This window comes from Aphanizomenon sp. CS-733/32, from assembly GCF_028330045.1.
Taxonomy (GTDB): Bacteria; Cyanobacteriota; Cyanobacteriia; order Cyanobacteriales; family Nostocaceae; genus Dolichospermum; species Dolichospermum gracile.
Map to the genome: position 1 here is coordinate 16844 of NZ_JAQMSE010000230.1, position 16724 is coordinate 33567.

At 40.3% G+C, this 16724-nt stretch carries 17 protein-coding genes and 1 pseudogene; 12 read left to right on the plus strand and 6 right to left on the minus strand.

Going from position 1 to position 16724, the window contains the following annotated elements; translation table 11 throughout:
- Positions 1–41: 41 nt before the first annotated feature.
- A pseudogene (locus PN471_RS19570) lies at positions 42–436 on the minus strand (ATP-binding cassette domain-containing protein); the annotation flags it as partial.
- Positions 437–517: 81 nt separating this feature from the next.
- Between PN471_RS19570 and PN471_RS19575 the strand changes: the two are divergent.
- From PN471_RS19575 to def, 4 genes are read left to right on the plus strand one after another with little or no spacing between them, the layout of a single operon-like run.
- Positions 518–742 carry an AbrB/MazE/SpoVT family DNA-binding domain-containing protein gene (locus tag PN471_RS19575; protein ID WP_271778264.1) on the plus strand — a complete coding sequence of 75 codons (225 nt, stop codon included), beginning with the start codon at positions 518–520 and terminating at the stop codon, positions 740–742.
- Positions 742–1161: a putative toxin-antitoxin system toxin component, PIN family gene (locus PN471_RS19580; RefSeq protein ID WP_271778265.1), complete on the plus strand. Its 420-nt coding sequence runs from the start codon at positions 742–744 to the stop codon at positions 1159–1161. The genes PN471_RS19575 and PN471_RS19580 overlap by 1 nt, the downstream gene beginning before the upstream one ends.
- A 10-nt stretch (positions 1162–1171) precedes the next feature.
- A complete protein-coding gene (locus tag PN471_RS19585; RefSeq protein ID WP_271778266.1) occupies positions 1172–1387 on the plus strand; it encodes a hypothetical protein in 216 nt (71 codons plus the stop codon).
- Complete coding sequence (def, locus tag PN471_RS19590) at positions 1380–1913, plus strand: peptide deformylase (RefSeq protein ID WP_271778267.1); 534 nt, start codon at positions 1380–1382, stop codon at positions 1911–1913. The genes PN471_RS19585 and def overlap by 8 nt, the downstream gene beginning before the upstream one ends.
- Before the next feature lie 108 nt (positions 1914–2021).
- Here def and PN471_RS19595 read toward each other — a convergent pair whose 3' ends face one another.
- Positions 2022–2927, minus strand: coding sequence for a CoB--CoM heterodisulfide reductase iron-sulfur subunit B family protein (locus tag PN471_RS19595; protein WP_271778268.1), 906 nt, complete (start codon positions 2925–2927; stop codon positions 2022–2024).
- 225 nt (positions 2928–3152) lie between these two features.
- Here PN471_RS19595 and acpP point away from each other — a divergent pair, with 225 nt between their 5' ends.
- From acpP to PN471_RS19615, 4 genes are all read left to right on the plus strand, one after another.
- Positions 3153–3404, plus strand: a complete 252-nt coding sequence (acpP, locus tag PN471_RS19600) for an acyl carrier protein (RefSeq protein ID WP_271778269.1) — start codon at positions 3153–3155, stop codon at positions 3402–3404.
- Between the two features lie 238 nt (positions 3405–3642).
- The gene (gene fabF, locus PN471_RS19605; protein WP_271778270.1) at positions 3643–4902 is read left to right on the plus strand and encodes a beta-ketoacyl-ACP synthase II; all 1260 of its coding nucleotides are present in this window, start codon (positions 3643–3645) and stop codon (positions 4900–4902) included.
- A 363-nt stretch (positions 4903–5265) separates the two neighbouring features.
- A complete protein-coding gene (gene tkt / locus PN471_RS19610) occupies positions 5266–7278 on the plus strand; it encodes a transketolase (protein WP_271778271.1) in 2013 nt (670 codons plus the stop codon).
- Positions 7279–7360: 82 nt separating this feature from the next.
- Positions 7361–8326 (plus strand): AEC family transporter, encoded by a 966-nt coding sequence (locus PN471_RS19615; protein ID WP_193891395.1) that lies wholly within the window; start codon positions 7361–7363, stop codon positions 8324–8326.
- Positions 8327–8356: 30 nt separating this feature from the next.
- Here PN471_RS19615 and PN471_RS19620 read toward each other — a convergent pair whose 3' ends face one another.
- The gene (locus PN471_RS19620; protein ID WP_271778272.1) at positions 8357–10063 is read right to left on the minus strand and encodes a serine/threonine-protein kinase; all 1707 of its coding nucleotides are present in this window, start codon (positions 10061–10063) and stop codon (positions 8357–8359) included.
- A gap of 234 nt (positions 10064–10297) precedes the next feature.
- Positions 10298–11134, minus strand: coding sequence for an alpha/beta fold hydrolase (locus PN471_RS19625; protein WP_271778277.1), 837 nt, complete (start codon positions 11132–11134; stop codon positions 10298–10300).
- A gap of 164 nt (positions 11135–11298) precedes the next feature.
- Between PN471_RS19625 and PN471_RS19630 the strand changes: the two genes are divergently transcribed.
- Positions 11299–12831 (plus strand): SagB/ThcOx family dehydrogenase, encoded by a 1533-nt coding sequence (locus PN471_RS19630; protein ID WP_271778273.1) that lies wholly within the window; start codon positions 11299–11301, stop codon positions 12829–12831.
- Positions 12832–12878: 47 nt separating this feature from the next.
- A complete protein-coding gene (locus tag PN471_RS19635; RefSeq protein ID WP_271778274.1) occupies positions 12879–13616 on the plus strand; it encodes a Uma2 family endonuclease in 738 nt (245 codons plus the stop codon).
- Positions 13617–13656: 40 nt separating this feature from the next.
- Here the strand turns inward: PN471_RS19635 and tgt are convergent, their stop codons facing one another.
- Together tgt and PN471_RS19645 are read right to left on the minus strand one after the other, a co-directional pair.
- On the minus strand, positions 13657–14793 hold the full coding sequence (gene tgt / locus PN471_RS19640; RefSeq protein ID WP_271778275.1) for a tRNA guanosine(34) transglycosylase Tgt: 1137 nt from the start codon (positions 14791–14793) through the stop codon (positions 13657–13659).
- A gap of 214 nt (positions 14794–15007) precedes the next feature.
- Positions 15008–15460, minus strand: coding sequence for a hypothetical protein (locus tag PN471_RS19645; protein ID WP_193891376.1), 453 nt, complete (start codon positions 15458–15460; stop codon positions 15008–15010).
- Between the two features lie 209 nt (positions 15461–15669).
- Here PN471_RS19645 and cobS point away from each other — a divergent pair, with 209 nt between their 5' ends.
- Entirely contained in the window at positions 15670–16443 is a 774-nt protein-coding gene (gene cobS, locus PN471_RS19650; protein WP_271778276.1) for an adenosylcobinamide-GDP ribazoletransferase, read from the plus strand.
- Positions 16444–16505: 62 nt separating this feature from the next.
- Positions 16506–16724 (plus strand): hypothetical protein (locus PN471_RS19655; RefSeq protein ID WP_442867169.1); only part of this gene is annotated, 219 nt, incomplete at its 3' end.

Sequence of the window (16724 nt, forward strand, 5' to 3'; positions counted from 1 at the left end):
ATTATGCAATGCCAAAATTTTTGATTTATTTCACGTTTATTTCAAGTCATCTGTCGCAACATCAAATTAGCAAATAACCCCTTAACTGCTGCCAACTCCTCAAAACTCCCCTCTTGGACTATCTTCCCATTTGCCAACACATAAATTGTATCAGCATTTTGAATCGTACTCAAACGATGAGCAATGATCACAGGAGTTACCCCCAACTGTTCTCAACTTTGAGTAACAATGCACTGAGTCTGATTATCTAACGCAGAAGTCGCTTCATCAAACAATAAAATCTGCGGTTTATGCACCAAAGCGCGGGCAATAAATAACCTTTGTCTTTGTCCTCCTGATAGATTACCACCACCTTCAGAAATAACAGTGTCCCCATCGGTAAGGCTTGAATATCATTCGCTAAACCCGCCATTTCCAAAGCTTCCCAAGCCTGATCTTGATAGTAAAAAAAGATGTTTTTTTGTATATACTCAAGTAAGGATTCCTTACATTTTCTGTAAAGGCTAGGAGACAAGTCATGCTCGCCAAATTAACTTCTAAGAATCAGCTAACGCTGCCTAAAAGTATTACCCGTGAAATAATGGGAGAGTCCGAGTATTTTGAGGTCAAGGTGGAGAATGGGCAAATTATTCTCACTCCTGTGAAAATTCAAAGGGCTGACGCGGTTCGATCTAAACTGGCGGAATTAAACCTGAATGAGCAGGATGTGGCTGATGCGATAGCTTGGGCGCGTCAATCGTGATGGCTTCTTTTCGTGTTGTAATTGATACTAATATTATAGTCTCGGCGTTGATATTTGGGGGTAAAGTATCTAGGCTGCGTTTAGGATGGCAGGATGATCTTTTTATTCCGTTAGTTTCTAAAGCGACAACCACTGAGTTGATTCGAGTGCTGGCTTATCCCAAGTTTAAGCTCACGCCAACGGAGCAAGAAGATTTAATATCGGATTATATCCTGTTTTGTGAGGCTGTGACGATGCCTGATCGCTTACCTGTAATTCCTGAATGTCGTGACCCGTTTGATGTGCCTTTTTTACTTCTAGCTGTAGTCAGTGAGGCTGATTATCTCGTGACGGGCGATCGTGATTTACTCAGTTTAAAAGATAATTTTTCTTGCCCGATTATCACTGCTGAAGATTTTATCAATATTATTAATTATTAATGGTCAATAAATGACTGAGCAAAAATGCCGGATCTTTCGTCAACAAGCCCTAGACTGGTTATCCAACCCCGAACAGCTAGATAAGTTAATGCAAGTGGTAAGTCCCAAAGATTGGCTACCATTAAGTGCATTAGCTGTTCTTGGCATTTTAGGTATAACTTGGAGTATAAACCGAAGTAAAATACAGTTGACATTGAATTATTTACCCTATTCTAAAAATGAATGAATTAGCACAAATTATTAAATTAGGTAATCCGATATTACGACAAAAAGCTGTTGCGGTTGAGGATGTTCAAGATGAGAAAATTCAAAACCTCATTGATGAATTAATTACCTCAGTTGCTCAAGCTAACGGTGTGGGAATTGCTGCACCACAAATAGCAGCATCCTATCGTTTATTTATCGTTGCTTCTCGTCCTAATGCCAGATATCCCCATGCTCCAGAAATGCAACCAACAGCAATGATTAATCCCCGAATTGTTGCCAATTCTTCAGAAGTGATTAAAGATTGGGAAGGTTGTTTAAGTGTACCGGGAATTAGGGGTTTAGTTCCTAGATATCAAAAAATTGAAGTTGAGTATACAGACCGTAATGGCAATTTACAAAGACAAGAATTAACTGGTTTTATTGCTCGAATTTTTCAACATGAATATGATCATCTGGAAGGATTAGTATTTTTAGATCGGATAGAAAATAAAGACGATTTAATTAGTGAGGAAGAATATCAGAAATCTGTAATTGGTAATGGGTAATTTTTTTATTCTTTTTTCTTCTTGAGTTCTGAATTTTGGACGGGGAAACCCAAGAATTTTGGGCGGGGAAACCCAAGAATTTTGGGCGGGGAAACCCCGCCCCTACTGTCAGAATCCTAATTTTTCTAAGATGGTTTTTGTGGATACTATGTGTCGTTCTAAACCAATTTCTTTGGGACTGACACCTAAAGCCAAAGCAATCAATTGGGGTAGGTGTAAGATTGGTAAACCTAACTTTTCACCAATTACCTTTTCTACTTCTGGTTGACGAGAATCTAAATTTAAATGACACAAAGGACATGGTGTAACGATACAATCAGCCCCATGAGCTAAAGCTTCTTGAAGATGATTTCCCGCCATTTGGAAAGATTCTGTTGTCGCGTAGCTAGATAAAGGCCAACCACAGCATTGAGTTCTGCCACGATAATATACAGGTGTCGCCCCTACTGCCCGAAATACATTTTCCATTGCTTCCGGTGCAAAAGGATCATCATAGGGTATAGATTTTTGAGCGCGGAGGAGATAACAGCCATAGAAAGCTGCACATTTTAATCCACTTAATTTTTTGGTGACTCGCTGGGTAATTTCTTCTAAACCATAATCTGCGACTAAAGCATAAAGAAGATGTTTAACTTCTGTACTCCCTTGGTAAGGGAAACAGCCTTCTTTTTGTAATAAGCCATTTACTTTGTTGAAGTAGTCGGGGTTGGTTGACTGACATTCTTTTAACCGTTCATCAACATGACCGATTACACCCTGACAAGTGCTGCAATGGGTGAGTAAGGGGAGATTTAATGATTCTGCTAGGGCGATATTTCTGGCGTTAACTGTGTCTTCTAATAGTTGAGAATCTTCTTTAAATGTGCCTGAACCACAGCAAGAGGCTTTTTTGAGTTCAACTAGTTCAATTCCCAAGGCTTGAGTGAGAGATTGGGTTGATATATACAGTTCCCGACAGGCTCCTTGAGCTACACAACCGGGATAGTAAGCGTATTTTAGCGGTTTAGATAGCATAGAATTATATTAGGTTTAATGTTTTAGATGTGATGGGCATTTATTGAGAGTTAATTGGGTTATTCAACTCTCTATCTCTGATTTTCAGGTTCTCCTTAATCTTTAATCATCACTTTTAATGATAGAACCTATACTCAGGTTCACTCTTTCCGATAAGATGTATATGCCCAAAAAAACTTTGTTCATTTAGAGCAAATCATAGCAACTTGTTAAGGACTTTTATTTATGAGCCAAACAGAGACTTTTGAAAAAGTTAAAAAAATTGTCGCCGACCAACTCAGTGTAGAGGCTGAAAAGATTACACCCCAATCTATTTTCATGGAGGATCTAGGCGCTGATTCCTTGGATACTGTTGAACTAGTGATGGCTTTGGAAGAAGAATTTGAGATTGAAATTCCTGATGAAGCTGCTGAAAAGATTGCATCTGTTCAAGACGCAGTAGATTACATAGACAAGCAAGTTAGTGCTTCATCATAAACAAGCTATGAATCGGTATGGCGGGTTTAAAGAGAAATTTTGAAGGTACACAGATTAACTGGATAAACCCGCCGGTACATGAGTATTGAGTGTCTAAACTGTAAGTTTGACTGCGAGAAAAACCCCAAAAGTCATAATATTGAGCAAATAGTATACTCTTAACTAAGGATACTTAACTCGGAACTCAGCACTCTTAATTGTTTCCCCCTGCTGCTTTTTCGCCATATTTAATGTAATCATGACAGACTATAAACGTAATCGCGTTGTTGTAACAGGTGTGGGTGCGATTACACCTATTGGTAACACATCTGCTGAATATTGGGAAGGACTATTAAGCGGACGCAATGGAATTGACTATATTACCGCTTTTGATGCGTCTAAACATAGTTGCCGCATTGCGGGTGAGGTCAAAAATTTTGATCCAGAGAGTTATTTAGAGCGCAAAGAAGCCAAGCGGATGGATCGGTTTGCCCAATTGGGTGTATCTGCAGCTATTCAAGCGGTTGCAGATTCAGGTTTGGTGATTAATGATCTCAATGCCGAACAAGTTGGTGTGATCATTGGTTCGGGCATTGGTGGGATTAAGGTATTAGAAGACCAGCAAACTATTTACTTAGATCCTAAGCGGGGTCCTAGTCGTTGTAGTCCGTTCATGATTCCCATGATGATTGCCAATATGGCAGCAGGATTAACAGCAATTCATACGGGTGCGAAGGGTCCGAATTCTTGTTCTGTAACGGCTTGTGCTGCTGGTTCTAATTCTATCGGCGATGCTTTTCGTCAGATTCAAGGTGGATATGCCAAGGCGATGATTTGCGGAGGTTGTGAGGCGGCGGTTACACCTTTGTCAGTGGCGGGGTTTGCGGCTGCTCGCGCTTTATCAACTCGCAATGATGATCCAGCCCACGCTTGTCGTCCTTTTGATCGAGATCGGGATGGCTTTGTGATGGGTGAGGGGGCAGGAATTTTAATTCTGGAAGAATTGGAACACGCCATTAGTCGTAGTGCAAAGATTTATGGAGAAATTGTCGGTTACGGGATGACCTGTGATGCTTATCACATGACTTCGCCTGTTCCCGGTGGTTTAGGTGCGGCTAGAGCGATCGCCTTAGCTTTAAAAGATGGGGATTTGACACCAGAAATGGTTAGTTATATCAATGCCCATGGAACTAGTACAGAGGCTAATGATAAAAATGAAACCGCTGCGATTAAGAAAGCTTTGGGGGATTATGCGTATAAGATAGCTATTAGTTCTACTAAATCTATGACGGGACATCTGTTAGGTGGTTCTGGTGGGATTGAAGCTGTGGCGACGGTTTTGGCGATCGCTCATGACAAAATTCCCCCCACCATCAATATCGAAAATCTTGATCCTGAATGTGACCTAGATTATGTCCCTCATAAAAGTCGTGATCAGGTAGTCGAGGTGGCTTTATCTAATTCTTTCGGCTTTGGTGGTCATAATGTTACCCTGGCATTCAAGAAGTTTACGCCCTAGTGATTGGCAAGGGAGCAGGGGGCAGAGGAGCAGAGGAGCAGAGGAGTAGAGGAGCAGAAGAGAAAATTATCCAATGACCAATGACCTCCTGCCGTAATTTTGTTACTGGTTGGCTTTTTAGAAGTGAACCTGTGGCAAGTATGATAGATATAATTCTTGGCTGAACCGTTAGTATGGCTTATGCCACACTTTGGGAACAGCAAGACCAAATTATCGGCTGTATTCATCACCAAAAACTCAGAACATCCCTCTTGTCCATTGACAATTAAGAATGGGATGATGGGGAAAGTGGGATCACTTGATAATGAACCCACCAAGAAAAAGCTAAAAAGAGTCCTAACCCGTCGTTAACAATAAGAGATTATGGCTGTTGCAACCCAATCCATCCAAGAACTTTGTATTAATTCGATCCGCTTTTTGGCTGTAGATGCCATAGAAAAATCTAAATCGGGACACCCTGGACTACCGATGGGCGCGGCTCCAATGGCTTTTGTGCTTTGGGATAGCTTCATGCGCTATAACCCCAAAAATCCCCAGTGGTTCAACCGCGATCGCTTTGTTTTGTCCGCCGGTCATGGTTCAATGTTGCAGTATGCCTTACTGTACCTGACTGGTTACGATAGCGTTACCATAGACGACATCAAGCAATTTCGTCAATGGGGTGCTAAGACCCCAGGCCACCCCGAAAACTTTGTTACACCCGGTGTAGAAGTGACAACAGGACCTTTGGGTCAAGGAATTGCCAATGCAGTGGGTTTAGCCGTAGCAGAAGCACACCTGGCTGCTAAGTTCAACAAACCAGATGCCAAGATAGTTGATCATTATACTTATGTACTTCTGGGTGATGGTTGCAACATGGAAGGGATTTCCGGTGAAGCTGCTTCTATTGCTGGACACTGGGGATTAGGTAAACTGATTGCTCTTTATGACGATAACCACATATCCATTGATGGTTCTACAGATGTAGCTTTTACCGAAGATGTTTCCAAACGGTTTGAATCTTACGGTTGGCACGTTATCCATGTTAAAGACGGTAACACCGACTTAGCCGGAATTGCCAAAGCGATCGCTGACGCAAAAGCTGTCACTGACAAACCCACCATGATTAAGGTGACAACCACCATTGGTTATGGTTCTCCCAACAAACAAGATACTGCCGGTATTCACGGTGCGGCTTTGGGTCCAGAAGAAACCATTGCCACCCGCAAAAACTTAGGTTGGGAATATGATGCCTTTGTAGTTCCTGAAGATGCCCTTAACCATACCCGTAAGGCTGTTGAACGCGGTGCTAGTTACGAATCTGAATGGAACAAGGTTTATGCTGACTACAAAGCTAAATACCCCCAAGAAGCGGCTGAATTTGACCGTTTCATTAGCGGCAAATTACCAGACGGTTGGGATCAAGTATTACCTACCTACACAACCGAAGATAAAGCATTACCCACCCGTAAACACTCAGAAAACTGCCTCAACAAACTAGGGGCTGTTTTACCAGAATTAATTGGTGGTTCTGCTGACTTAACCCACTCCAACCTCACCGAACTCAAAGGTGCTGGGGACTTCCAAAAAGGACATTTCGCCAACCGCAACATCCACTTTGGGGTGCGGGAACACGCTATGGGTGCGATTTGTAATGGTATGGCGTTGCACAACTCAGGTTTAATTCCCTACGGTGCGACCTTCCTTATCTTCACAGATTATATGCGGGCTGCCATTCGTTTGGCTGCTCTCTCTGAAGCCGGTTCAATTTGGGTCATGACACACGACTCCATTGGTCAAGGTGAAGATGGTCCTACTCACCAACCCATTGAAACCCTTGCTTCTTTGCGTGCTATTCCTGATTTAACCGTAATTCGTCCCGCTGACGGAAACGAATGCTCTGGAGCTTATAAACTCGCAATTGAGAAGTCCAAAGCACACGCTTCTACCTTATTGGCGTTCACTCGTCAAAACGTTCCTAACTTGGCAGGTACATCCATTGCAGGTGTAGCTAAGGGTGGATATACAATTGTTGATTGCCAAGGTACACCAGATATCATCTTGATTGGTACTGGTTCAGAAGTCAGCCTCTGTGTAAGTGCAGCAGAAAAATTAACTGCGGTCGGGAAGAAAGTTCGTGTTGTTTCTATGCCGTCTTCTACCTTGTTTGATACACAAGATGCAGCTTATAGAGAATCCATTCTTCCTAAAGATGTTACTAAGCGTCTATCTGTAGAAGCTGCTAGTAGCTTCGGTTGGCACAAATATGTTGGCAGCGAAGGCGACACCGTAAGTATTGATACTTTTGGTGCTTCTGCTCCTGGTGGTATTTGTTTGGAGAAGTTTGGCTTCACTGTTGATAATGTTTTAGCTAAAGCCAAAGCATTGTTAGGTTAATCTTCACGGCATATTTTCTAATTTTGTGAGGTGGGCTGAACAAGCTCACCTTTTTTATGGAAAAATTACCAGCCACTTCACCATGATTGAAACCCTATTTAAAGCCTACACTTCTCTATTTATTTGGATAGGGTTAGGACTAGTATTATCTCGCTTTACCCCCAATAATTTCGCCAAGTTACTAGGACAGTCACTATACTGGGTGGGAGTGCCACTACAATTGCTAGTATTAGCGCGTCATACCAACTCATCTATTGGTGGACTTATTCCAGGAATAGGAGTAGGCGTTTTGCTACTGAGTCTGGTGCTAGCATTGTTAATTTGGTGGCTTTGGCAATCGTTAACAAGTAGTAAAAGCCAGCCAGCACAGGACAAGATAGAAGTGTCAGACTCCCTAAAGCGGGCAAGTTTGGGCAGTTTTATTTTAGCAACCATTTTAGGGAATACAGGTTTTGTGGGACTGACACTTACACAGGTCCTAACCAGCCCAGAAAATAACGATTGGGCGGTATTATTCAGCGTCACAAATAACGTTGTCGGTACTTATGGAATTGCTGTTTTAATTGCCAGCTATTTTGGACAGAGAGAAACCGAAAATCATTGGTGGATACAATTACGAGATATAGCTACTGTTCCTAGTTTGTGGACGTTTTTTATGGGCTTAAATACCCAATTTGTAGAATTACCTGCGATGATTGAGTCAGGTTTAGAACAAGCTGTTTGGGTAGTTATTGCCTTTGCTTTATTGCTGGTTGGTTTGCGACTAGGAACAATCAAAGAATATAAAAATTTGGATATTGCCTTAATTGCCAGTATTCTTAAAGTTTTGGTTGTCCCTTTACTGGTAGGATTAGCTGCGACTTTCTTGGGTATAATTGGCGAACAGCGTTTAATATTGGTACTAATGTCAGGAACACCCACAGGGCTTTCTGTGCTGATTTTAGCGGAAGTTTATGACTTAGATCGCAACTTGTTAGCCAGTAGTATTGCTTTAAGTTTTATCGGGTTATTTTTCGCACTACCCGTATGGTTGATTTGGTTTGGTTAAATCTCTAAAACCACATCTGCGGAATGTGGATTATAAATTACTAGGTACTGTTTTAAATTTATCTATTGAACCTAGAGAATAATCCTCTAATTTAAAATCAGCAAAAGGCTTTTTCTCTAATCTATCTCTTAAGGCTTCATCCAATATTACCCCTTCAGCTTGTTTTTTGACACCAATGATAATAATACTGCGTTGATAAGCTGTTGAATCAAGACTTACTTGACAATCTTTTCTCTGAAATTGTCCCAGATTTAATAAGCGATAACCTTTAACACTGGGTGTGTTACTAAATATCTTTTTTGCTAATAATTGGATTTGTTTAGAACGTTCTAAGGCGCGGCTTTGTTCGGCGGTAATATCACCCTCACAAGAAGCTGTTCCTACAGAAATAATTTCGCTGGGATTTTCCATAATTTTTTGAATTCCTTCTTGTTCTAAATTAGATTTTAAAGAATCAAGACTCATAATTTGATCATTATATTTAATTTGATAAGTGCTGCCTAATTGCCATTTGTATTCTACTGATAAAACTGCAATATTAAATTCGGCAACTCTCCCTTGACTATCTTTTCCTTCTTCATAGGGAAAATAATCAACTTTACCTTGTTTAATTGGTGCTTGTCCATAGTCAGGGGGTAAAGCCGCAAATTTGGTATTTCTAAATGCTAATGATACCCACCAAAGTAGTAATAAAGAAACTATTAAAGCGGCGAACCAGGATAATAATGATAATTTTTCCGGTTGTTTGGGCGGGGTAATAACGGTATTATTGGTAGTTAGTTGATTAATTATTTCTGTTTTTGCTAACCCGCCAATATTCACGGTTGCGGATGTATTTGTTGTGAGTTTAGCTTCAATTTCTGCTAATCTTCTGGAAATTTCTTCTGCATTGCTAGGACGTTGATTGACTGCTGTTGACATTAACCAATCAATGAAATCTAATAATAATGGAGAAATATGATTGGCATGATGTCGCCATTGTAAAATATCTAAATGAGGATTATATAATTGTTCGGGGGGAAATCCTGTTAATAAAAATACAAATGTCCGTCCTAAAGCAAAGAAATCTGATGCAGGTATGGCTTGTCCTTGCATTTGTTCTGGAGGACTATAACCTGATGATGAAATTGCTGTCATTCCTCCACCATTGGTTAGATAGGTTCTGGTAATTTCTCTGGCTGTACCAAAGTCAATTAATACTAATTGTCCATCTGGACGAATCATGATATTTGATGGTTTAATATCTCTATGCAGGTATTGTTGGTTATGTACTAAATCTAATATTTCTAATAGTTGTTTTAACCAGACTATGGCTTGGGCTTCAGAAATGGGACGGTTTTGTTGTTGTTTTAACCATTGTTCTAAATTTGGTCCTTCAATTTTTTCCATCACCATACAATGCAAGATAAGATTATTTCTGGTTTGATAGGGAAAATAACCTTCTGTTTGCGGAATCCCTGGATGATTTAGTTGTTGTAAAACGTTGGCTTCTTGTTGAAATAGTGCTAAGGCTTTACTATCATTTGTTAATTGTTCTTTGAGGACTTTAAGAATTTTTGGGGTGTCTTGTTGGTAGGCTTCGTAAATTTTGCCAAATCCAGTTTTATCACTCAATAAACGTAATACTCGATAACGTCCTATCAATTCCAATTGAGAACCACAACTTTGACAAAAACGGTTTTCGTCATTATCTGGATGGTTAGGTTGAGGACAAACTGGATTAATGCAAAGGCTCATAATTTGGTAATTGGTAATTGGTAATTGGTAATTGGTCAGTTGTCAGTTGCAAAAGAATATTTCCCTTCCTTGCGCCTCTACTTAATTCTTTCTTCTTTCTTCTTTCTTCTTTCTTCTTTCTTCTTTCTTCTTTCTTCTTTCTTCTTTCTTCTTTCTTCCTCCTAACTCCTGACTCCTGACTCCTGACTCCTGACTCCTAACTCCTAACTCCTGACTCCTGACTCCTGCTATATCTCATGTTTGTGATGCTAAAAAGGTGGCGACTGTTTGATTAAATTCTGTGGGGTTGGTTAAAAATGGCCAATGATTTCCGGGAACTTGACATAGATTTAAGTTTTTGAGGTTGGTTTTGTAAGGTTGAATTTGCCAGTTTTGGCGGTTTACGCCTTTTTCTGGTTGTATAAAGAGGGCAGGTGTATCAACTGGGTGAATAAAACCTGGTACTTTCATGACTGCATCAAAAATGCCATCACGGGCGGCTATGGTAAATTTGCTACCCCAAGTCCCGTCGGGTTTTTGTTCTATTGCGGCTTGAAAAACTTGCTGTTGTAAAGAACTCCAATTTTGATATTGACTGAGTTGTTTAATTTTTTGTTCAGCTTCTTGGTAACTGGTAAATGGTCCCATACTTTTGAGGAAAGGTAAGACGCGATACAAGAGAGGAAATGTGATTTTTAGGAAACTGGGCATTTTCCAGATAAAAATGGGATCTGCTAAGGTGATACTTTTTAATCTGGCTGGGTTCTCTCTAGCCCAAATAGCGGCTAATTTTCCTGTCCAGGAGTGGCTGACGATATGAGCCGCAGACCATCCTAGTTTGTCCATTAATGCTTCCAAATCAGCGATCGCACTGGCAAAGGTATAATCGTGTTCTGGCTTACTACTCTCACCATGACCACGCATATCTGGCGCAACTATATGGTAATTTGCTGCTAAATAATCTGCCAAACTAGACCAAACCAAGGCATGGTCAGCCATACCATGTAATAACAGTAATGGTTCTTGACCTTGATTCCATTCTAAATAAGAAAGTTGAATATCAGATGTTGATAGAGTTTGACGTACAGGCATCATTTTGTCAATCTTTTCCATGACAGGGGAAGAGGGAATTTTACCAGAAAAATCACTTTTTTGGGGTTAATTTTTAATTTTGATAATTGTACTGATTAGTACGAATTAATGGAACTAATAAATGTCAAAATCAAAAGTAGGACTACAAGGATATTAAAATTACTATGCCAGAAATAGAACAATCCATTTCCCAACACTATCACGACCGGACTAAGTACCACCCCGAAACCCTGGCTTCTAAAAGTCGTAATTTAGACTGGAATAAACAGCCAGTACCGTTCAAAGAGTACAAAATTGGTTCTGATATTGACCTCAAACCTTATCTGCAAGAAACAGCGGTAACTGTTGCCAATAACCAAGATACCAAATGGTGGTGGCGGCTTTCTCAACTATTATTTCACAGTTATGGACTCACGGCAAAAATGCCTTCTTTGGGTAATACAGTATACTTACGTTCTGCCCCTAGTGCGGGGGGATTATATCCGGCTGAAGTATATTTAGTTTCTCGCGGGACACCATTATTACCGCCGGGACTGTATAACTATCAATGTCGAACTCATTCTTTAATGCACTTTTGGGAAAGTGATGTTTGGCAAAGTTTACAATCTGCTTGTTTTTGGCATCCTTCCCTAGAAAGTACCCAATTAGCTATTATTACAACTGCGGTTTTTTATCGTTCGGCTTGGCGTTATGAAGACAGGGCTTATCGGCGAATTTTTCTTGACACGGGGCATCTTTTAAGTAATATTCAGTTGGCTTGTAATATTGCCGATTATCGCTCTCATTTAATTGGCGGTTTTGCCGATGAAGCTGTGAATGAATTACTTTATATTGATCATGAACAAGAAGGAACAACCGCTGTTTTAGCCTTAGCAGATTTGTTAGATGTTCGCCAAAATTTACCACTAGGCCGGACTGCTTTACCTTCGACAACTGCCACTAATTATCCATCTATTCCTGATGGTGAATTGCTGAAATATTTTCATCTAAATACGCAAATCCCGGTGGATAATAATAGTAAGTTAAATTTACCCAATGTGGAATTAGAAAAATCTTTGGAAGACAAGTATAACTTCCCTTTTTGTGAAAAATTTTCAACCCGAACTACACCAATTTATTGGGGAGAAGATTTAGCAGATTTATCGAATACTATCTATAAACGCCGTTCAACTCGTGCTTATACTGGTGATGATTTAAGTTTTGATGAATTGAAGGCTTTACTTGATTTTACTTATCAACCACAAAATTATATTGACCAAAATTTAGATCCTCATCCTGATTATTTCGATTTGAATTTAATAGAAACATTTGTAGCTGTTTCTGGAGTGCAAGGATTAGATCCAGGTTGTTATTATTACGCACCTAAAGCCCAAGAATTACGGCAAATTCGGTTTAAAAATTTCCGTCGAGAATTACATTTCTTATGTTTAGGGCAGGAATTAGGCAGAGATGCAGGTGCAGTATTATTTCATACCGCTGATTTAAAAAATGCGATCGCTCAATACGGAGATCGTGTTTATCGTTACTTACACTTAGATGCAGGTATTTTAGGACAAAGGCTTAATTTAGCAGCCATTCGTCTTAACTTAGGTGTCAGTGGTATCGCTGGCTTTTTTGATGACCAAGTAAATGATGTCTTAGGTATCCCTATAGATGAAGCAGTAATCTATATTACGACATTGGGAAAACCCAGGTAATTGGTATATAATAGTTTATGCACTCAATCAAAAAGTGAGAGTATACAATGGTTAACGGCGACTCTACGGCTAAAAATGGTTTTCCAGACCATACTCAACTACCAGAGTCTGACACTACGCCTGTGTTAGCGAAGCGTACCGTAGGTCAAAATTGGCAAGAACATTTTCAAAGTATTTTACTAACAGAATCTATCAAACCCATATTACAAAAATATCACCCAGATGGTCAATATTGTATTGGACATGATTTAGGTATCTATTGGAAAATGACTTACACTCCAGAATGCGGTGCAGAATTTCCAAAATGGTTTTATGTGCCGAATGTGCCACCTGTTGTCAATGGTGAAGTACGAAATTCTTATGTACTTTGGCAGGAATTTATTGCTCCATTAATTGTGTTAGAATTTGTTTCTGGAAATGGTGATAAAGAACGAGATAGCACTTCCTGGAAAGGTAAATTTTGGATTTATGAACAGGTAATTCATCCAGCTTTTTATTGTATTTATGAAGTAAAAAAAGCCAGCATAGAAGTTTATCATTTCATTGAAGGACAATATCAATTATTAGCAGCCAATGAACGTAGACATTTTCCGATCGCACCTTTGGGAATTGAGTTAGGAATTTGGCAGGGTAAATATCAAAATCTTGAATTACCTTGGTTACGGTTCTGGGATTTACAGGGTAATTTGTTGTTAAGTGGTGAGGAAAGGGCGGAATTAGAACGTCAGAAAAATGATCGTCTAATTGCCCAATTAAAGTCCCTTGGTATTGAACCAGAAGTTTAATGATGATGTTGTGATTATGGTTGATAGGGATTGTGTTGATTCAGTTATCGGTTTTTTCTAGTTCAATTTCTGATGGTTCTAACCAATGACCAAAATCAGTGACAAAACGATCGCTCAAAATAGATGCGCGAATCTTTTGGGTAAAGCGAATTAGTTCGGTGATGTTATGAATAGTCAACAAAGTATAAGCTAATATTTCCTGCGATCGCACTAAATGAGCTAAATAAGCCCGACTGAAGTTTTTACAGGTGTAACAAGGGCAAGTTGTATCCAATGGGGTAAAATCTTCACGAAACTTAGCATTTTTGATGTTCCAGCGTTCACCGGCAACAATAGCTGTTCCATGTCTAGCCCAGCGGGTGGGAATAACGCAATCAAATAAATCTACACCAGAAGCGATGGCTATGGCCATTTCTCGATAAGTCCCCACACCCATCAAATAACGGGGTTTATTCACCGGTAACAGCGGGGCTGTCGTTTGCACGATTTGCGCCATTAAATCCGTTGGTTCACCTACACTCACCCCACCAATGGCATATCCCGGCATATCCAACTGCGCCAATTCTTGAGCAGCACGGGCGCGTAAATCTAAATATACTCCCCCTTGAACAATGGGAAACAATGCCTGATCTTGGCGTTGATGGGCGGATATAGAGCGTTTTAACCAGCGGTATGTCCGGTCTGTAGCAGCTTCTACTTCCTGACGGGTGGCAGGATAGGGAGGACATTCATCAAAAGCCATGATCACATCCGCCCCTAAAACATTCTGAATTTCAATGGAGCGTTCTGGGGTTAATTTAATGATTTGCCCATCATGAGGTGAGCGGAAAGTTACACCTTCTTCAGTGATTTTCCGCATTTCGCTCAGACTGAAAACCTGAAATCCACCGGAGTCTGTGAGCATTGGTCCAGACCAACCCATGAATTTATGTAACCCACCACCACCAGCAACGATGGCTTCTCCCGGTTGGAGATGTAAATGATAGGTATTAGCTAAAACCATCTGCGCTCCTGTTGCTCCCAGTTGGGCAGGGGTGATAGTTTTGACGTTAGCTAATGTTCCCACAGGCATAAATATGGGTGTTTCTACGATTCCGTGGGGAGTAGAAAATATTCCGGCTCTAGCTTTAGTCTGACTACAGGTAGCGAGACTTTCAAAGGAAAAGTTGGCGCTCAAAGCAAAAATACTAGTTATCTAAATTTATCCATCAACTTAACATTTCTAGTGTTACTTAGGACAGTTCATGGGTTTTTTTGTCTTGTGAGGGTGACACCCCGCAATCCACTATCACCCCAGAGAGGATATGATTGTTTTGTGAGGGTTTGCTAAGAGCGTAGGGCAATCTGCAATTCCTATATTTTTACATCCTGACTCCTGACTCCTGACTCCTTTAAAAAGAATCACAACAGTCGTCATCAATTTCTGCATCCCATCTAGCTGCTAGGACTTGATCCATCATGGCTTCGATCGCAGTGACATTAAATTGGCGATCGCGTCGTGTTTGCAAAGGTGTGGACAGGGGAATCAAGCGTAAACACATTTGCTCTTGGATTAAGTCGAAGTAGGTTTCTTGTTGTGGAGATTGTTTTAATTCTAGATAATCAAAACTATCCACATTCACATATAGTGCATTATTCGTGACTAAGGTAGAGCGATGAGAATCAGCGAACACTTCCATTACATCCCCTTCACCCTCACTCAATAGCTGATTTTCTTGGGTGTAGGTGTAGTGGACTCTACCTAAATCATGCAGTAATCTGCGGATATCGAGTTTATTGACAACTATGCCTGTGTTGACTATACACGGCGCTGGTATTTTTGTGTGGGGTAGATGATGACTCATAGAGAAATAGCGGGTTATGGAAGGTGAGTGACAACGCAGCCAGACAATCGAAGAGATGGATTGTTAATTTCCCATAGTTCCAAAATATCAGGTGGGAGGCGATCGGCTAATTATTGGCGGTAAATTGCCAGTCTGGGAGTAATCTATGATCAGAACATTTATATTCATGAACACCGGAAGCATTTGGCTAATTGAACTCTTTCTCAAGTATGGCTAACGTTTTACGCTGGTGGCAACAGCAGTTCTTAAATTTAGTTGCGGCTGTAATTTTCTATACTGCTATTCCTTTACCCTATTTACAAAACTTAGACTTCCAAAAGGTTGCTTGTTTTGCGCCAGTAATTGGGTTGATGATTGGGGGAATTTTAGGTGGTTTAGATACAGGGATGAATTATTTAGGTGTCCCCGTGCTAACTCGTAATGCTTTGGTAGTGGGTGCGTGGATAGCAATTACGGGAGGGTTACATTTAGATGGAGCAATGGATACAGCCGATGGTTTAGCGGTGGGTGATCCTCAACGCAGATTGCAGGTAATGATGGATAGTGCTACTGGTGCGTTTGGGGCAATGTCCGCCATTGTGATTATTATTTTGAAAATAACAGCTTTAACAGATATAACTGAAAATCATTATTTTGTATTAATGGCGGCTTGTGGGTGGGGACGCTGGGGACAACAAATAGCTATTTGTCAATACCCTTATCTGAAACCGACTGGTAAAGGTGCGTTTCATAAACAGGCGATTCGTTCTCATTTGGATTTGTTACCAAGCTTCTTTTTGTTGCTAGGTTTGAGTGCTGTTGTTTGGTTAATTTATCCCCAGAAATTAGTTTTAGCTGTAGGGATGGTTGTAGCTGGAACTGTGATTTCTGTTGTTACCGCAGCTTGGTTTAATTATCAGTTGGGTGGACATACGGGAGATACTTATGGGGCAGTGGTGGAATGGACTGAAACGTTGTTTTTGTGTATAATTACCAGCATTTAGGGTTTACCAAATTTTATAAGTTTGGCAGATTATAATAAACATTATTACGGAGAAAATCATCTATGGCAACCACATCAGAAGACGTATGGCAACTGTTAGCAGAATTAGCTACTGCTCAAAAAGAAACTGACCTACTATTGAAACAAGTTAGTCAGCAACAGAAGGCGACTGACCGCCAACTCAAAGAATTAGGTAAACAAATTGGGGGACTCGGTGCAAAATTTGGCAGCTTTACAGAAGGTCTTGCCCTGCCTTCAATGGAAACTATTTTGGGACAACAA

Coding starts and splice junctions, on each gene's coding strand:
- PN471_RS19595 (WP_271778268.1), bottom strand. CDS start 2,927: ATGCTATCTAAACCGCTAAAATACGCTTACTATCCCGGTTGTGTAGCT.
- PN471_RS19625 (WP_271778277.1), bottom strand. CDS start 11,134: ATGCCTGTACGTCAAACTCTATCAACATCTGATATTCAACTTTCTTAT.
- acpP (WP_271778269.1), top strand. CDS start 3,153: ATGAGCCAAACAGAGACTTTTGAAAAAGTTAAAAAAATTGTCGCCGAC.
- PN471_RS19615 (WP_193891395.1), top strand. CDS start 7,361: ATGATTGAAACCCTATTTAAAGCCTACACTTCTCTATTTATTTGGATA.
- fabF (WP_271778270.1), top strand. CDS start 3,643: ATGACAGACTATAAACGTAATCGCGTTGTTGTAACAGGTGTGGGTGCG.
- PN471_RS19635 (WP_271778274.1), top strand. CDS start 12,879: ATGGTTAACGGCGACTCTACGGCTAAAAATGGTTTTCCAGACCATACT.
- PN471_RS19645 (WP_193891376.1), bottom strand. CDS start 15,460: ATGAGTCATCATCTACCCCACACAAAAATACCAGCGCCGTGTATAGTC.
- PN471_RS19580 (WP_271778265.1), top strand. CDS start 742: ATGGCTTCTTTTCGTGTTGTAATTGATACTAATATTATAGTCTCGGCG.
- def (WP_271778267.1), top strand. CDS start 1,380: ATGAATGAATTAGCACAAATTATTAAATTAGGTAATCCGATATTACGA.
- PN471_RS19585 (WP_271778266.1), top strand. CDS start 1,172: ATGACTGAGCAAAAATGCCGGATCTTTCGTCAACAAGCCCTAGACTGG.
- PN471_RS19630 (WP_271778273.1), top strand. CDS start 11,299: ATGCCAGAAATAGAACAATCCATTTCCCAACACTATCACGACCGGACT.
- PN471_RS19620 (WP_271778272.1), bottom strand. CDS start 10,063: ATGAGCCTTTGCATTAATCCAGTTTGTCCTCAACCTAACCATCCAGAT.
- cobS (WP_271778276.1), top strand. CDS start 15,670: ATGGCTAACGTTTTACGCTGGTGGCAACAGCAGTTCTTAAATTTAGTT.
- PN471_RS19575 (WP_271778264.1), top strand. CDS start 518: ATGCTCGCCAAATTAACTTCTAAGAATCAGCTAACGCTGCCTAAAAGT.
- tkt (WP_271778271.1), top strand. CDS start 5,266: ATGGCTGTTGCAACCCAATCCATCCAAGAACTTTGTATTAATTCGATC.